Source organism: Paenibacillus sp. FSL H3-0286, assembly GCF_045040705.1.
In the GTDB taxonomy this organism is placed as follows: domain Bacteria; phylum Bacillota; class Bacilli; order Paenibacillales; family Paenibacillaceae; genus Paenibacillus_AQ; species Paenibacillus_AQ odorifer.
This window is the reverse complement of the sequence record NZ_CP150285.1, coordinates 1,469,104-1,486,425: the sequence shown is the minus strand read 5'-3', so window position 1 is coordinate 1,486,425 and position 17,322 is coordinate 1,469,104. Positions and strand designations below refer to the sequence as shown.

Here is a 17,322-nt window from a genome sequence, read left to right as displayed (position 1 = left end):
CCTCTTACGATTCCTTCAGAGTCCTTCCGGCCGCTCCATCATTCCTATACTTACCACCCAATCGCCGCACCATCGCAGCGCGGGTCCGTTCCCCCACTGCGGTATCCATTGTCATCTATCGAAATCACATGAGCGTGCCCCATAACCCCATCGTAGTCATCTACTTTCCGGACAATATGACCGGCTGCGGCCAAATCTGCCAGCACCTCATCAGCTACCCTACTCTCCACCTTCAGTTCTTGCGTAGGCTCTCCCCACGTTCTCCCCCACACAAAACGTGGCTCATTCACAGCTTTTTGTGGATTCATGCCATAATGCAGCATCCTTGTGAGCAGCAGAGTTTGAGTCTGTGGTTGACCTTCGCCACCTTGCGTCCCATACAAAATCACAGGTTTGCCCTCGCGGCAGGCCATCGCTGGCATCAGTGTGTGGAAGCTGCGCTTATGCGGCTCAAGCGTATTGATATGCCCGGGATCCAGCGAAAAAAACGAACCTCGATTCTGCAGCAAAATCCCCGTATCCCCAGCGATCACGCCCGAACCAAATTCAAAATACAGACTCTGAATAAAAGAGACCGCATTCCCGTCTTCATCCACAACTGCAGCATAAGCTGTATCACTGCCGATAGGCTGACTTGTCAGTTGTGTAGCTTTTTGCATCGAAATCGCAGATGCTAATTGTCCTGCATAACGTTTTTCCAGCAGCTGCTCCAAAGGTATAGCACTAAAATCCGGATCCGTAAGCACCCTATCCCGATCGTGGAAGCTTAACTTCAACGCTTCAACAAGCAGGTGATAATATTCATACGATCCATGCTCGATTGCTTCAAAATTGAAATACTCCAACATATTAAGACTCATTAGTCCTGTGAAACCTTGAGAGTTAGGCGGCACTTGGTACACCGTATGCCCGTGATAATCCGTATGAAGCGGCTCGCCCCACTCGCCCTGATGATCCGCAAAGTCATCCCGAGTCAGATACCCGCCAGATGCCAGCATAAAGTCACAGATGTCCTCCGCAATCTTCCCCTTATAAAAAGCGTCCCGCCCACCCGCCGCCAATGTCCGCAGGGTGGCCGCCAGCTGTTTTTGCTGGAATCGCGATCCAGCACAAGGAATCACGCCGCCTGGCGTGTAAATCGCTGCCGCCTCCGGCGACAGCGCAGAGCCCGCAACAGCCGTGTTATTCCGCTGATCCGGCGACAGCGGAAACCCCTCCAAAGCGTAACCAACGGCAGGCTCCAGTACTTCCGCCAGCGTAAAACGGCCATACTTACTCAGTATGGCATCCCAACTGTCTGCCATCCCCGGCACCGTAATGGCGCTGCGAATCCCCCGCCGTGGGATGAAAGCTTCCCCGGCGTAGCTGCTTCTGCGGACTCCATATCCGGAGCGCCCGCTTCCGTTATAGGCCCGAACACGCGCCTCTTGCGTGTTATAGGTCAACCAAAAGGAATCTCCGCCTAGCCCCGTCATATGCGGATATACTACAGCTAATGTCGCACTGATCGCCACCGCTGCATCAAAGGCATTCCCCCCTTTTTCCAACATACGTGCACCAGCAGCCGAAGCTAAATAATGGGGACTAACTACCATAGTTTTTGTGCCTATTACGGGTTTTTCCGCCATATCCCATCCCCCTATGTTTTACGGGTTTCACCGCCATGCCTATCCCTCTACGTTTTACGGGTTTCTCCCCTCCACCATGCCCATCCCCCTATGTTTTACGGGTTTTTCCGCCATGTCCCAACTCCTTATTTTTTTGCGGCGGGTTTCTCCATCATATTCAATCTCCTATATTCTGCGGCAGGTTCCTCTGCGAGCCCCCTATATCTTCTGGTTTAATTAGTGTCATTTAACATTACACGAAAATCCTTTGTCAATCGGTTACGCTGAAACGCAAAATAAACCTCTTCTTTTTGTGAGCTATGCACAAATAAGAGGTCATCTTTGTTTAACCTTGTAGATTCACGCCTACGAATATTATAAGATCATTTTAATTACAGGGAGCCGCATACTACCATGGCGTACTACCGTGACCTTTTGCCACCAAATCGCTACCTATCTCGAATATATATAGTCACCTTTTGCCGCCATATAGCTACCTATCTCGAATATGTCTAGTCACCTTTTGCCGCCATATAGCTACCTATCTCGGTTATGTCTTGTGGCTGCCTATCTCAGATATATCTAGCTGCATCTAACCTTAGTAATCTTAGCCACTTTTACTTAGGGGGGGCTTGTGCTTTGGAACACCGAATAAACAATTTATTTTAAAATATATTGCGATAACACGGCCTGCACCTCGTAAATATTTACGGATTTATTGAAGGTCTTCTTCACCGGAAGCGTGCTGCTGGAAATGTAGATACATAGCTCCGCATCCAGATCAAAATGCCCTGCCGTCTCCACGGAATAATGCGAGATGCTTTTGTAAGGGATCGAATGATATTCTGTTTTTTTGCCCGTCAGACCTTGTTTATCCACCAAAATAAGCCGCTTGTCCGTAAAAATGAACATATCTCTAATCAGCTTATAGGCGCGTTCAATTTTCTCCTGAGGGGCAAGAATTTGTGCGTATTCCCGCTGGACCTCCGTAAGATTCACTTGCGATGCATTGCCCATTAATCCGTCAAAAAGTGCCATATCTCTTCCTCTTTTCATCCGTTAAATTTAGCCACTTGCCCCCCACTACAGAACCATATTATTCTATTTTTCATATTCTATGCTGTGTAAAAATACTCTCTGACATCTTTTTACTTGCTTATTTTTTGATTTTTGATTACACTGTCATTAAATTTACTAAGAGAGGGGTGTGGAAGGAATGGATCACAATTGGACCAACAGTGTTATGAGTCGGCTACCTAAAGCGATAGCTGGCATTGCTCATGTAAATGGCGATAACGGGAGAAGTCTGTCCATTTGTATGAATTTAATAACACTACACAATTGTGAAATGCCTTTCCTGCCATCACCCGGACGGATCAGTTAACCGGAGAATGATAAGGCCGTGGGGAAATTTCCCTACGGTCTTTTTTTATGGTTTTTTACAGGATTTCGGAGCCATTTAGGGTACTGGCGGTGCGAAGGGCATTCTTAAAGGAGAATATATATGATCATCCAATGCCAAAATGTTCAAAAATACCACGGGGCACAACTCGTGTTGAATAGCATTACCTTCGATATCCGCCAAGGGGAAAAAATTGGCCTGATCGGCCGCAACGGTTGTGGCAAAACGACACTATTCCACCTGCTGAACGGGGAAGAACGTCCCGATGAAGGGCAAATCTCAATACGCAAAGGTAGCGTAGTAGGCCTGCTGGCTCAAATACAAGAAGTTAGCGAAAAAGAAACCGTATATGATGTTCTACAGCGCAGCTTTGTTGAACCTTTGCAATGGCAGCACCGCCTGCGGGAGCTTGAGCTGGAAATGTCCAGCTTTAACAGCGGAACGGATGAAACCCTCTGGAATCGGCTGTTAAAAGAATATGGCAGCTTGCAGGATAAGTTCGAGGCCGCCGGAGGTTACGAGATCGAATCCTCTATTCAGCGCGTAGCCTCGGGTCTCGGGATCGGAACCGGACAATACAGCCGACTGTTCGCCTCTCTTTCAGGAGGAGAAAAAACAAAAGTCGGACTTGCGGAGCTGCTGCTGCGCCGTCCAGACATCCTTCTACTGGATGAACCAACCAATCATCTCGATATGAATGCCATCGAATGGTTGGAGCAATTTTTACAGAGTTATGATGGAACAGTGCTGGCGATCTCCCATGACCGCTACTTTCTGGACGCTGTAGTCAAGAAAGTCATTGAGATTGAAGATGGCGAGGCTTTTACCTTCCACACCAACTACAGCGGCTATCAAGTGGAGAAGGAAACACGACTTTTTCAACAATTTGCTGATTATCAAGAGCAGCAGAAAAAAATAAAACAAATGCAGGAAAGCATCAAACGTCTCATTGAATTTGGCAATCGCGGGACTCCTCCTAACCCTTCCTTTTACCGGAGAGCAGCATCCATGCAAAAAGCATTGGATCGTATGGTGAAGGTTAAACGTCCTATTCTGGAGCGCAAATCGATGGATTTGCAGCTACAGCAAAATGACCGTTCCGGTAATCAGGTTGTCATTTTGGAGGATATCGGAAAAGCATATGGTCAGCGAAGCCTTTTCGCAGAGGCAAACGAAGTACTTCGCTACGGAGAGACTACGGCACTCATCGGCGGTAACGGGGCAGGTAAAAGTACACTTTTAAGAATTATTTTAGGGCAGGAAACCCCGGACAGCGGAAGCAGTACACTCGGCTCAAGAACTGTGGTCGGCTACCTCGCACAAGAGGCTGTTCCGGAAAATAACAAACAGTCTGTACTCCGCTACTTCCGCGAAGAAGCTGGACTTGAAGAAGGTGAAGCTCGCGGGCAACTTGCACGTTTCCTATTCTATGGTCCCGATGTATTCAAAGACATTACGAATCTGTCCGGTGGTGAATGGACCCGCCTGCGTTTCGCTGTACTAATGCATCACAAGCCAAACCTGCTGATTCTCGATGAGCCGACCAATCATCTGGACATAGATTCTCGTGAAGCACTCGAAGAAGCATTAGAGGAGTTTCCAGGCACAGTTCTGGCGGTATCTCATGACCGTTATTTCATCAATCGTCTATTTCACAAACTATGGTCCATTGAAGACGGGCGGTTTGGAGTGTTCAACGGAAACTATGAATATTACAAGGAAAAACAAGCTGAAAAAGCATTATTAGCTCCCTCTTTTGCGGATCAAGCTAAACCTTTCTCTGCAGAACGAACAAGTTCAGGCTCTGATAAGCCTCAATCTAACAATTCAGGGAAAGAAACCAACGCTAAATCCTCCAGTTCCCGTAGGAAAAACACCACCTTCGACTGGGAAACGGCCATTGCAGAGGTAGAGAAACGCCTTGGCGTGATCGATGCCAAGATGTTAGAGCCCCTGATCAGCAGCGATGCAGTTGAACTTGCTGAACTGCAACAAGAACGTGATGCGATACAGGAACAGTTGGATGAGCTCTATACAGGATGGATGGAGACAACTGATCTATAAATTGATCTATAAGGAGATGAGCATATGAGCAACAAAGAGAAAATTAAGTTGTTATGGAAAGAATATACCCAGCTTCATCCACAAACAGCGGATAAATATGACGCCTGGGCCTTTGGTGACAGTCCCCAGATGGCCGATAAACTGCTCGATCTGGTGATTCGTGGGATCAAGACAGGAACTGCTTCAAATTATGATATATTTGAAACTTGTGACGAGACGTTTCCGCAAGTTGGCGGGCACAGTATCGTGCTGGATGGTTCTGGTGATCCGCAGGCAATAATTATTACTACAGAGGTACAAATTATACCTTTTGATGAGGTTAGCGCTGAGTTTGCCTATACTGAAGGAGAGGGTGACCGGACGCTTAAGTCATGGCGTCATGATCATGAGCAGTTCTTCACCCGAGAATCCTTAAAATTCTTAAACAAACCCTTTGATCCAAAGATGAAAGTTGTTTGTGAGAATTTTAAAGTGGTATATACAAAGGGCTAAGATCTTCAGAAAACGCAAAAGGCTGTCTCTTCCACAAGGAAGGAACAGCCTTTTGTGTATACTATAAATTCAACAGAATTAGATCCTCATTAATTTATGGTTTAGTGCCAAAATCCCAAAATCCAGCCAATAACAGAGATCCATAACGGAATGCTGATTAAGATACCCCAAACCAGCCCAGTGGCAATATTGCCTTCTGCAGGACGCACCACATTTTCCTGTTTCAATGGAATGCTCAATTCTTCTTGTTCCATGCGATCCCCTCCTAAAATATCTTATCGTCACAGTAGAGGAAAAAATGTAGACCGCTCGACCCAAAAAATTAAAATTTTGAATTTTGGTAGATATAAAGGCTCAGCGGCCAAACCGTTGTAAGTGCTTACATATTAGGTATTAACCAAATTTCTAATAATTAAAAACTTAAATTTGCGGAAGTCATACAGTATATGCAGATTCTTAGTCCAATATTACTACTTTTTCCGGATTTCGTAAATATTCAAACATCGTCCGAATCTGCGCCTCTGTATTCCGCTCTGCTGAGAGCTCAGGCAGCTTATCTTCTGCAAAAAAAGAAACTTCGCTTGTCTCTACCCCTTCCATTGCCTCTCCGCCCACAATGCGGCATAAAATAAAGAACTTATACACGTGATAAGGCTCCGGTGGATGGTTATGAAATTTCTTATCTAATACAGCCAGTAAGCGAACTGCTTCTGCCTCAAAACCCGATTCCTCTTTGATTTCTTTCACAACAACCTCACTCGGGGACAGTCCAATGTCTCCCCAGCCACCAGGAAGCGCCCAATTCCCGTCCAACTTCTCGCGAACAAGTAGAATTTCATCCCCCCGGAATACAACACCACGGACATCAACTTTTGGAGTAGCATAACCCCCTTCACCCGCAAAGGAGAGTCTAATTCTCTCCTTGCTTTCGAAGGTATAATTAGCGAGGATATCTACACTGAGCTCCCGCAAAGCTTGATACCGTTCTATATCATAAACATCCTTAGCATAAGTTAATCCAGTCTGTGCGATGGCCTGAATTTCTTTGGCCCACGTTAACCATTTCTGCTCCATTGCTGCACCCCTTTTTCGGTACCTTGATTAGGATTACTGGCAAAGCATTAAATGACGCGAGAAGGCTCCTTTTTTAGCTTCACAACGGTCTATGATTGTAAATCCAGCTTCAGTGATCATCTCGTCCATCGGTTCAATCGCAACGATAACCACCCGATCTGCAATCCGGCGCGCATTCACTAGAATCGCGAACTGCTCCTCAGGTGTAATACTAGAATATAGATTATATGGCATATCTACAATGGCTACATCGTAATGATCAGTGATATCCGCAATATCCCCAAGCGTTACCTCACTGGTGAATCCAAAATGGGCAATATTTGTTCTCGCACCGGTAGCAATCATAGGGTTAATATCACGTCCAACCATATCGATTCCCATTGACAAGGCTTCTACCATTACAGTTCCAATACCACAGCAAGGATCTATAGCACGTATACCTTCAGGATTCGGAATAGCCATATTAACCGCGGCACGGGCAACACGTGTACTAAGCGCGATAGAATAGCTGCGTGGCTTCTTCATTTGGCGGAACCAAGTTGCCTTGTTTTTATGATAAGATCCGAAGTACCAGCGTCCACCCAGCGTAACAATGCCGTATACCAGCTCCGGATGGTTAACATCCGCTTCTCCTTCAATCCGCAACCCAATTTCCCGCTCGATCACTCTGCGCTCATCATACTCTATTTTGTCTGCAGGGCCCAGATCGTTGGTCTTCACAAAAATAACCTTAAACGTCTTGCCGTCAAGCTCCACCTGCTCCGTTTGATCATAAATCTCAGGCAGACTATCCCCTTCATACATTACATCAATCCGCTCTTTAATGAAGGGACTGCGGCTGACATCCACTTCAACCTCACTCTTAAAAAGAGCAGTCGGCACCTGCTCGCCAAAAAGACATCGCAGCTCCATCTGACACAGCGATAACTCGTCCTCTGAACAGGTGTAAGTATAAATAAATGTGTTTGTTCCACTTTCCTTATGCAATATAATCCATCCTCTATCCCAGTGAATTGTTCTGCTGTCTTGTTACTCCTGTGTGTCGTGCTGGTGGTCATAATCTATACGCGCTTTGGCGATCTTCCCATTGTTTTTGTTGACCCAGTCCACAAGCGAGGTTAAAGGTCCCAACAATGATTCTCCTATGCTCGTCAGACCATATTCCACAGTCAATGGGACTGTAGGCGTTGCTTTACGCCAAACTAACCCATCCCGTTCCAAATGGCGCAGGGTCTGGGTCAGCATCCGTTGTGATATCCCTCCAGAGCGCCTTTGCAACTCTTTGAACCGCAAAGCTTCAATACCTAAATTGACTATGATCAGCACACTCCATTTGTCTCCGACCCTGTCCAGAATCTGGCGGGTAATGGAGCAATCCTCCAGCATCGGCATGAACCGGGTGGGTTCTTCCTTTGAATGTTCCAACTGTGGTTACCTCCATGTAACTTAAGCATGTAATAGTGCCTTCTTGTCCCTCAAGCCTATTCAGCTTATCATGGTTACTGTTAGTAATCAACAACCGGAAAGGAACTAATAAATCATGAAAAAGACCATTGCCATCATGGGTGCTGGACCCGGCCTAGGACTCTCAATCGCCAAAAAATTCGGAGCCAACGGATTTCAAGTGGCATTAATCTCTCGAAATGAAGAGAAGCTGAACACCCTTGTTCAGGAACTGCAAGCACTGAATATCGAGGCTGCTGCTTTTCCTGCCGACGTATACAATAAAGAACAAGTAGCCACAGCCTTCGATAATATCAAGAAAAAATACGGCTTTATCGATGTGCTCGAATTCAGCCCGACAAGTGGAAATTACCCTCCTACTCCTGCTTCACAAGTAACCGAAGAAAATGCACAGGATGCCTTTCAGGCACTGGTTGTAGCCGCTATCCGCAGCGTAGCACAGGTATTGCCTGAGATGCTGGAGAAACGCAGCGGCGCACTGCTGTTCACAACCGGATTGTCCTCCGTCTATCCCATGCAGATGATGGGTAATGTTGGCATTGCGCTTAGCGGATTAAGAAACTACGCACTTAACCTGCATGCAGATTTGGCTCCACAAGGAATCTATGTAGGTCATTTAGCACTTGGTGTATTCATTAAACCCGGCACCGCTACAGATCCAGGACTCATCGCTGATGTTTGGTATGAGATGTATATGGACAAAAGCAAAACTGAGGATACTTTTCCCCAAGGTGTGACACCGGCTACAATCATCTGGTGAGAGGTTTGCCCCATCGCTTTTGATCCATAGTGAGTTCTCCAGTATAATGGTTCCTATAGAATGCTAAACAAGACGGTCACGCATGGCCAATAAGCTTATGCCCAGGCGCTTACAAAGCCGGTTTTGCGCAGCAAAACTTAAGGAGGTACATACTCACTATGTCATACGAAACTTATTTTTCAACCCACCGGGATGAACATCTCGAAGAACTAAAACAATGGCTCAGAATTCCAAGTATTTCTGCCTTATCTGAACATAAGGACGATGTACTGAAGGCAGCCCATTGGCTGACAGACACCCTGAAAAAAGCCGGACTTGAGAACATTGAGTTGCATCCGACAGCGGGACATCCCGTTATATATGCCGATTATCTTCATGCTCCAGGCAAACCAACCATTCTCGTGTATGGTCACTACGATGTACAACCAGTAGATCCATTAAACCTATGGACCACACCTCCATTTGAACCAGAGATTCGTGATGGCAAGCTTTATGCACGCGGAGCAACAGATGACAAAGGACAAGTATTCGTTCACCTCAAAGCCATTGAGGCGATCCTGAAACAAGAAGGTACACTTCCTGTGAATCTCAAGCTTTGCATCGAAGGTGAAGAAGAAATCGGCAGTGTGAATCTGCCTCCGTTCCTTGAGGCCAATAAAGAAAAGCTCGCTGCGGATGCGGTGTTAGTCTCCGATACATCCCTATTGGAACGCGGTCGTCCTGCCATCTGCACTGGGCTACGTGGACTAGCTTCCCTTGAAGTTGATGTAACTACCGCTTTGACAGACCTGCACTCCGGTTCTTACGGCGGCGGTGTTCCGAATGCACTGCATGCCCTAGTATCTTTGCTAAGCTCGCTTCATGACGACAAAGGACGTGTATCTGTAGACGGATTCTATGATGGTGTTCCTGAACTTTCCCCAATGCTGCGGGAAGAATTCGTGAAGCAAGGTGTGAATGAAGATAAAATCCGCGAAGGTCTTGGATTGGAATCGTTATACGGGGAAGAAGGTTATTCCTTTGTAGAACGGATTGGCGCTCGTCCTACGCTTGAGCTTAACGGCGTATACGGCGGTTTCCAAGGGGAAGGCAGTAAGACGGTTATCCCTAAAGAAGCACATGCGAAGATTACCTGCCGCCTAGTTGGCGATCAGGATCCACAGCATATCCTCGATGCCGTTGAAGCACATCTGAAGGCTAATATTCAGACCGGAGCGAAAGTGCATGTTAAGCAAATGGAGAAGGCACGTGCCTTTAACATCGATCCGTCGAATCCTATTCTGCAAACTGCAGCAGACGCATATGGCAAAGTATATGGAACCCGTGCCCTCTTCACCAAAGACGGCGGCTCCATTCCGATCATGGAGAGCTTCTCCCGTGTACTGGAAGCACCTGTCGTTCTGATGGGCTTTGGTCTCGATGATGAGAACCTGCATGCACCGGATGAGCATTTCAACCTGGAGAACTTCGACAAGGGATTACTCACCATTGTTGAGTTCCTAAAGACTGTATAAGCTCCCTACAAACAATTAAAGCCAGGTTCCCTAAATTGGGAGCCTGGCTTTTTAGTATGCGGCCAAACAAAAGAGCATCATTGCTTAGTCCATTTATAAAACCACCATACCATTGCTATCACCATTATTATTAAAAGAAAAATCAGGCTTTTAACTGAGCTACTTATTATTAAAGGTCTTAAATAAGCGATCATTACCCGTCCCCCATATAGAATGAATATAAAAGAGATATAATCACCATATCACTTAATACAAAATATTGAAATAGCAGAGAAACTCTGTGCTTAATCACCATTATTAGCCTTCATGTAATATCTCCAGCTACAAAAATAAGCAACGTTTCAATCGTCCCTGAGATATTCTCCACTTTGCCATGACCATAAGGATGAGCTTTATCCGCAGAGCGACTCGACCATCGGACCGAGAAAAAAGCAATCAACGAAGCAACTAAATCTAAGGAGGAGTGGATCGCTTCCGAGATAATTGCTACTGAACCTGTAAGTACTCCGACCATAAGCTTTAAAGAAACGATAAATGTATTGCTAAGTACAGATAGGAACGCAATCTTTGCACCATTCAAAAGTTTCACAACCTTTTCTTAAAAGTACGCTATATTAAAGTTTTTCCATTAGGCAAATAGTATAAACAAAAAAATCCCACCAACCATTAATAGGCTGATGGGATATAAAAAAACCCTTGCATCGCAAGGATTTGGAAGTTTGAAATATGGAGCGGGTGATGGGAATCGAACCCACGCTATCAGCTTGGAAGGCTGAAGTTCTACCATTGAACTACACCCGCACTAGAAAGTGAATACAAGAGTTATTGTATCATCTCTACAAGTAAAAATCAACTTTTTTTAGTTTACAGGGAAGCGCCGAGGGGTGCCTTTTTTAAAAATATCGCCTCAAACTCTGCTGGTTGAATAGGTTTGCTGAACAGAAATCCTTGAGCTTCATGACAATGCTGTTCACGCAAAAACTGCAGCTGCTCCTTGTTCTCAACACCCTCAGCCGTAACCTTCAGCTTCAAATGATGCGCCATAGAAGTGATTGTAGAGACTATAGCAGCATTGTTGCTGTCCTCCATAACCTCTGATACGAACGACCTGTCTATTTTCAATCTGTCGATCGGCATGTTCTTTAGATAATGCAGGGAGCTGTAGCCTGTACCAAAATCGTCAATACTGATGAAGACACCAAGCTCTTTCAGACGCTTCAGCTGATCAAAGGCTGTTTCTTTATCCAAGGTCATACTCTCAGTAATCTCAAGGTCGACATAACACGGATCTAATCCAATGTCGGTTAAGATGGTATGAATCCTCCCTGCTAGATTAGGCTGAAGGAATTGCCGCATAGATAGGTTGATGGAGACGCAAATCGGCACATAGCCGGCCAGCTGCCATTTTTTATTCTGCAGACAAGCTGTTTTGAGTACCCATTCCCCAATCGGAACAATGAGTCCACTCTCCTCAGCTAACGGGATAAATTCCGCCGGAGAGACCAGACCACGTTTCGGATGATTCCAGCGGAGCAGAGCTTCCATTCCTACGATCTCTTCCGTCTCCAATAAAACCTTTGGCTGATACACCAGAAAGAATTCATTGCGTTCAAGCGCTCTGCGGAGGTCATTTTCCAGCTTTAGACGTTCCTTTGCTTTCATCTGCATAGCTGGGATATACCGGCGAATCTCCACTCCCTGTTCCTTGGCATTATGTACAGCCGTATCAGCATTCTGAATTAGATGTTCCGCAGTTTCACCGTCACCGGGATAAATACTTAACCCCATACTAAGCGAAATATGGTACTCCCCCGACTCTAAGGCAATAGGTACCTCAAACAATCGATGCAGCTCCGTAGCTCGTACCAAACATTCTCCAAGACTTGCTCTCTCCATCATAAGAAAAGCGAACTCATCCGCCCCCATACTATAAAGCTCTTCAGTAGATTTGGCCTCATTCACAAGGCGCTCAGACACCAGCTTCAATAAATGGTCTCCGGCAAAATGGCCCAGGGAGTCATTTATATTCTTGAAATGATTAATATTCATAATAGCTAACGCTGAGAATTTATCGCTCGTTTTCTTCTCTCCAGCAATAATCATCTCTTCTACACGCTGCGTCAGACGACGTCTATTGGGAAGTCCCGTTAAATCATCATGATAGGCTAAATAATTGATCCGCTCCTCAGCCAACTGCTTTTCGTAAAAAGGTTCTTCAATCGTCAGACGATATACTCCGGTAAGCAGCAAGTAGTAAGCAACTCCGCTACACACCATTCCAAAAAGATCATCTATATTGCCACTACTGAATGGACTCATAAAAAAGGCTTGGCCCAGAGAGAAAAAGATAAGTGCTCGAATAATAATAAGCAGTGAGGCTGACTTTTCACTTTTTTCAGGAAATACAATAACTGCAACACCTGCCAAGTAAACAAAAAGAACTGCTAAATCAGCAATCTGCTTCAATGGATTCATCCAAGGCTTAGTTAATAACTGAGGCAACGCCGAGTGGCTAAAAATAAACAAAACAATGGAAAGCACAATCAACATGAAGGCTATTCTAAACAATTTTCTTTTTTCAGAGACAGACACGGGCTTATCTTCCCTGCTAAAAATAAACAACATTCCTAAACCGCTGATTAGTCGTGAGAGGGTTCGCAGCCACAACGATTCTTCAAAAGTTATGAATGATGAAATCAACGGGACGCCGACAAAACCCAGTGTATGCAAGAAATCAATAATACATATTCCACCAAAAAGAGCAGCGGCATATAATCTTCCTTTAGATAATCTGCTAGAGAAGAATAACCAGCCCTGTGCAAATATTGCAAATCCAAAAGCAACATTACAGCAGCCGACAATGAGATAGAGAGAAGAAATAATATCCCAATCGTCCAATCGGTTAAGCGATGTATGGAAAATTTGAATTAAAAGGAACAGCAAGGCGCCTACAGCAGCTGCTTGAATTGTCTTTTTCTCTTCTTGTCTCATAAGTCCCTCGCGTCTGAAAATAATATCTATTAATTAACATTCAAGTATAGTTATGTCCTATGTATAAATATCGGCGGGATAGGACTTTTAAGTTACATTTCTTTTATGGGCATTCAAATGGAAGGCGCGTTTATAAGTTATATATTCATAAATCTTGCATAAATATAAACCATTTTCTGCTAGCAGGCAACCAAAAAAGCACTTCCCCCTACGAAAGGGTTCAGTGCTTCTAAGAAACTCAAGTTTATTTGTTACCAAAGGTTACTTCTGGTGTTGTAAGCTTATCAAAAAAATCAACGGATTTATCCTTGTCTGCAGATGCACGAAGTGCCATTGCTGAACGTGGATGCTCATCAAGTGTACCTGTGATCATATAAGGAATGATATAGCCCCACTCCTCTTTCTCACGCAAAGGAATCATCAGGCGTTCAATAATATCAAGCACAGGGCGCAAGGAGTAACGTGTATTCTTCAAATGAGTTACTAACAGCTCTGTAGGGCAATTTCCTGCAGCTCGTCCCATTCCATAACAAGAAGCATCCAGTAACTCTACACCATTCTCAGCAGCAATCAACGTGTTGGAGAACGCCAACTGAAGATTATTGTGAGTATGTACGCCTAGACGTTTGTTTGGCAGATGTGTCTTGAACTTCTCAACCAGATAATTCATGTCATTGTGATCCAAGCTGCCGTATGAATCTACAATATATACCACATCAACAACGCTCTCACGGATCATTTCAAAAGCTTCCAACAATTCATTCTCCATAACATTAGACAAAGCCATAATGTTGATCGTTGTCTCATAGCCTAGATCATGGAAAGTTTGTACCAATTGCAGGGCTTTCTCTACATCTTTGCTGTAGCATGCCACACGAATCAAATCCAGCATACTTTCGCTGCGAGGCAAAATATCATTCTCATCCACGCGGCCGATATCAACCAAAGCAGATAGCTTGGTGTGACCTTTTTGCGGAATCACTTTACGCAGGAAATCATCGTCCAGAAAACGCCATGGTCCGGCACCCTCTGCTCCTTTGAGCAATTTTGGTGAATTTTTATAACCAATTTCCATATAATCAACACCAGCTTCATTCAAGCCGGCATATAAGTTTTGTACAAATTCCACACTAAAATCCCAGTTGTTCACTAGGCCCCCATCTCGGATGGTGCAGTCAACAATCTTACATTGATTAGTCTTCATAATTATCTCCCTTCAACTATTGCAATCATTATAACCGCGAATATAGCTTTACTATGCAATTTATATCGTATAATCATACTTTAATGAAGAATAAAATGTAAAGGAATTTCATCTTCTTCTCTTTAATGCTATTACCACATCGTGTCAGCGACAATGATCACAGTAAATAAGCCCTAAAAATGCTACATTACAAGAAAATCATTGAGATTGATTATCAGTCTCTTTTGGAGGGATAAAAATGGCTTCTACCTCTTGCTCATTACTGCGACTACAACCGGGTTCGACCGGATATATTCATAAAATAGAAGGAATCAACCCCATCCTGCGTCGTCGTCTGGCTGATCTTGGAGTGTCCGAGGGTGTGAGCATTCGCCTGAAAGGAAAAGGACCTTTTTTAGGACCTATTACCTTGGAATGCAATGGACAACTGTTCGCCATCCGCCGGAAGGAAGCTTCATTGATTGAGGTGAACGTGTCTTGAGTTCAATAGCACTTGTAGGTAACCCCAATACAGGTAAAACCTCTCTCTTCAATACATTGACCTCCTCATACGAATATGTTGGTAACTGGTCTGGGGTAACGGTAGAAAAGAAGATCGGCAGCCTGAAGAACGGCGCTGGCAAGCTCATTGATTTGCCGGGCATTTATTCCTTGCACCCACTCTCACGTGATGAGGGAGTTGCTGCCCAGTATTTAATAGAAGAATCTCCTGAAGCCTTAATTAATATCGTGGATGCTTCACAGCTGGAACGAAATCTGCTGCTCACGCTTCAATTACTTGAGTATGGCAAACCTACCTTACTCGGACTGAATATGATTGACGTCGCTAATGCACGTGGAATTCGCATCAATCATGAAGTCTTACAATCACGACTGGGTATAACTGTCCTCCCACTTGTTGCAAGAACGGGAAAAGGCTGCGCACAAGTCCTCAGTATTTTAGAGAAATCCTCTGCGATTCCCGCTGTAAAGTTCAAGTTAAACTACGGTGAGATTGTAGAGCATGCGATATCTTCTATAGAAAAGGAATTACTTCCTATCAAGGACTTACCCAATCACCGCTGGATTGCTCTACAGCTTATGGAGCAGAATCCGGTTATTCTTCATTTTCTAAAGACACGTATGGACACCACCCGCCTGCTAAACATCTGTGAATCCTGTCAGAGTGAGCTACAGATCAAAAAGCTGGCCCTGACGCTCCCCCAATGGATTCGCTCACAGCGGATGGATTATATCCACTCCATTTGTGAGGTTGTACTTGATACAACAACGCAGAAACCTCATAACTTAACAGAAAGATTAGATTCCATATTGACGCATCGTTTTCTAGGACTGCCCTTATTTATCTTCTTTATGTATGCTCTCTTTAAGACCACATTTGACTGGGTCGGCGGACCTCTATCAGATCTCCTCGATGGCCTGATCTCCGGACCGATTAGTGATGGAGCCAATTCCCTGCTACAGACGCTTGGAGCATCCAGCTTCACCCATGCCCTGATCGTCGATGGATTAATTAGCGGTGTAGGGGGCGTCCTCGTCTTTGTCCCGCAAATCTTCATTCTCTTCCTGATCATTTCCTTCTTGGAGGATTCAGGATACATGGCTCGGGTTTGCTTATTAATGGACAGCACGATGGAACGTATGGGACTAAACGGAAAAGCATTTATTCCATTCATCATTGGCTTTGGCTGCAATGTACCTGCCATAATGGCGGCGCGCAGCATCGAACAGCCCAAAGACCGAATGCTGACCACCTTGCTAATGCCGCTGATGTCCTGTTCTGCGAGACTGCCTGTTTACGCTTTATTCGCAGCTGTGTTTTTTCCGGCGCAAGAGGCCGTAGCAGTTCTGTCCATGTATGTGATGGGTATTGTGTTTGCGCTGATTCTTTGTAAGGTATTCTCTAAATATTTATTCAAAAATGAATCCTCAGTTTTCATGATCGAGCTTCCACCTTATCGTATGCCGCAGATCAAGACCTTATCGCGCAGCACTTGGGAAAAGGGCAAAGGTTTCCTGCGAAAAGCTGGAACTATTATTCTTGCAGGCTCAGCAATTATTTGGTTTATGTCTTATGCCGGTCCTGGCGGGTTTGATGTGGACATGGATCACAGCTTCCTGGCTAAGTTTGGAGGTATGATCGCACCGCTACTGGCACCGCTTGGTTTCGGAACATGGCAGGCTGGCTCTACATTGGTTCCGGGCTTTTTGGCAAAAGAGGTAGTAGTCTCTACCATGAATATCATCTATCATGCACCAGATGCTGCTGGTTTAGAAAATCAAATTTCTCAAGTCTTCACACCATTGAGTTTGATCAGCTTTATGGCCTTTATCCTGCTATATATTCCTTGTTTGGCTACTGTAGGGGTAATCAAAAAAGAAACAGCGTCTTGGAAATGGACCTTCTTCTCCATGGGCTATTCTCTCGTTCTGGCGTATATCGTATCTTTAATTATTTTTCAAGGCGGACGGTTATTAGGATGGTCGTAGACTTGTAAATTATAAGATTCTCATGATGAAAGTGGGGTACCATTATGATAAATGTTGTGATTGTCACCTTAATTTTCGGTTATTCTGGCTGGACCATCTATCGACATGTGCAAAAGGGGAAGCAGGGCGCTTGTGCAGGCTGTGATAAAGGAAAAAGCTGCTCGGCAGCATCGATGGATTCCCCTCTTTCTTGTTGTTCAACACCGGTTAACAACAAGAAGTAAGCTTGTAAAACGTGCAATAAATAGAGATTTATCGTT

At 44.8% G+C, this 17,322-nt stretch carries 16 protein-coding genes, 1 tRNA gene and 1 pseudogene; 8 read left to right on the top strand and 10 right to left on the bottom strand.

Features of this window, described 5'->3' with window-relative positions:
• Positions 1–50 precede the first annotated feature (50 nt).
• Entirely contained in the window at positions 51–1,628 is a 1,578-nt protein-coding gene (gene ggt, locus MHB37_RS06550; RefSeq protein WP_339189977.1) for a gamma-glutamyltransferase, read from the bottom strand.
• 639 nt (positions 1,629–2,267) lie between these two features.
• Positions 2,268–2,645 (bottom strand): PH domain-containing protein, encoded by a 378-nt coding sequence (locus tag MHB37_RS06545; RefSeq protein WP_036680049.1) that lies wholly within the window; start codon positions 2,643–2,645, stop codon positions 2,268–2,270.
• Between the two features lie 178 nt (positions 2,646–2,823).
• Between MHB37_RS06545 and MHB37_RS06540 the strand changes: the two genes are divergently transcribed.
• The 3 genes from MHB37_RS06540 to MHB37_RS06530 all read left to right on the top strand — a co-directional run bounded on the left by MHB37_RS06540 (position 2,824) and on the right by MHB37_RS06530 (position 5,565).
• A complete protein-coding gene (locus MHB37_RS06540; RefSeq protein WP_162636617.1) occupies positions 2,824–2,991 on the top strand; it encodes a hypothetical protein in 168 nt (55 codons plus the stop codon).
• A 120-nt stretch (positions 2,992–3,111) separates the two neighbouring features.
• Positions 3,112–5,073 (top strand): ABC-F family ATP-binding cassette domain-containing protein, encoded by a 1,962-nt coding sequence (locus MHB37_RS06535; RefSeq protein WP_405169057.1) that lies wholly within the window; start codon positions 3,112–3,114, stop codon positions 5,071–5,073.
• Positions 5,074–5,097: 24 nt separating this feature from the next.
• Positions 5,098–5,565, top strand: a complete 468-nt coding sequence (locus MHB37_RS06530; protein ID WP_076185408.1) for an ASCH domain-containing protein — start codon at positions 5,098–5,100, stop codon at positions 5,563–5,565.
• 101 nt (positions 5,566–5,666) lie between these two features.
• Here the strand turns inward: MHB37_RS06530 and MHB37_RS06525 are convergent, their stop codons facing one another.
• The 4 genes from MHB37_RS06525 to MHB37_RS06510 form a co-directional block, all read right to left on the bottom strand.
• Positions 5,667–5,819: a hypothetical protein gene (locus tag MHB37_RS06525; protein WP_155288093.1), complete on the bottom strand. Its 153-nt coding sequence runs from the start codon at positions 5,817–5,819 to the stop codon at positions 5,667–5,669.
• Positions 5,820–6,021: 202 nt separating this feature from the next.
• Positions 6,022–6,639, bottom strand: coding sequence for an NUDIX hydrolase (locus MHB37_RS06520; protein WP_405169056.1), 618 nt, complete (start codon positions 6,637–6,639; stop codon positions 6,022–6,024).
• Positions 6,640–6,672: 33 nt separating this feature from the next.
• Positions 6,673–7,626 (bottom strand): RNA methyltransferase, encoded by a 954-nt coding sequence (locus MHB37_RS06515; RefSeq protein WP_405169055.1) that lies wholly within the window; start codon positions 7,624–7,626, stop codon positions 6,673–6,675.
• A 42-nt stretch (positions 7,627–7,668) separates the two neighbouring features.
• Positions 7,669–8,064 (bottom strand): helix-turn-helix domain-containing protein, encoded by a 396-nt coding sequence (locus tag MHB37_RS06510; RefSeq protein ID WP_256721018.1) that lies wholly within the window; start codon positions 8,062–8,064, stop codon positions 7,669–7,671.
• Between the two features lie 115 nt (positions 8,065–8,179).
• On the opposite strand from MHB37_RS06510, the gene MHB37_RS06505 reads away from it, so the two are divergent.
• Both MHB37_RS06505 and MHB37_RS06500 read left to right on the top strand, forming a co-directional pair.
• Positions 8,180–8,863 (top strand): SDR family oxidoreductase, encoded by a 684-nt coding sequence (locus MHB37_RS06505; protein WP_076282243.1) that lies wholly within the window; start codon positions 8,180–8,182, stop codon positions 8,861–8,863.
• Positions 8,864–9,021: 158 nt separating this feature from the next.
• Entirely contained in the window at positions 9,022–10,377 is a 1,356-nt protein-coding gene (locus MHB37_RS06500) for a dipeptidase (protein WP_036680069.1), read from the top strand.
• A 316-nt stretch (positions 10,378–10,693) separates the two neighbouring features.
• Here MHB37_RS06500 and MHB37_RS06495 read toward each other — a convergent pair.
• From MHB37_RS06495 to MHB37_RS06480, 4 genes and pseudogenes are all read right to left on the bottom strand, one after another.
• Positions 10,694–10,957, bottom strand: a pseudogene (locus tag MHB37_RS06495) (cation diffusion facilitator family transporter); the annotation flags it as partial.
• 147 nt (positions 10,958–11,104) lie between these two features.
• Positions 11,105–11,178, bottom strand: a tRNA-Gly gene (locus MHB37_RS06490).
• A 63-nt stretch (positions 11,179–11,241) separates the two neighbouring features.
• Positions 11,242–13,368, bottom strand: coding sequence for a bifunctional diguanylate cyclase/phosphodiesterase (locus MHB37_RS06485; protein ID WP_076192986.1), 2,127 nt, complete (start codon positions 13,366–13,368; stop codon positions 11,242–11,244).
• A 244-nt stretch (positions 13,369–13,612) separates the two neighbouring features.
• A complete protein-coding gene (locus tag MHB37_RS06480) occupies positions 13,613–14,572 on the bottom strand; it encodes an aldolase catalytic domain-containing protein (RefSeq protein WP_405169054.1) in 960 nt (319 codons plus the stop codon).
• A 238-nt stretch (positions 14,573–14,810) separates the two neighbouring features.
• On the opposite strand from MHB37_RS06480, the gene MHB37_RS06475 reads away from it, so the two are divergent.
• From MHB37_RS06475 to MHB37_RS06465, 3 genes are read left to right on the top strand one after another with little or no spacing between them, the layout of a single operon-like run.
• On the top strand, positions 14,811–15,053 hold the full coding sequence (locus MHB37_RS06475; RefSeq protein WP_036680093.1) for a FeoA family protein: 243 nt from the start codon (positions 14,811–14,813) through the stop codon (positions 15,051–15,053).
• Positions 15,050–17,062, top strand: a complete 2,013-nt coding sequence (feoB, locus tag MHB37_RS06470; protein ID WP_405169053.1) for a ferrous iron transport protein B — start codon at positions 15,050–15,052, stop codon at positions 17,060–17,062. The genes MHB37_RS06475 and feoB overlap by 4 nt, the downstream gene beginning before the upstream one ends.
• Before the next feature lie 44 nt (positions 17,063–17,106).
• Entirely contained in the window at positions 17,107–17,286 is a 180-nt protein-coding gene (locus tag MHB37_RS06465) for a FeoB-associated Cys-rich membrane protein (RefSeq protein WP_405169052.1), read from the top strand.
• Positions 17,287–17,322: the final 36 nt, after the last annotated feature.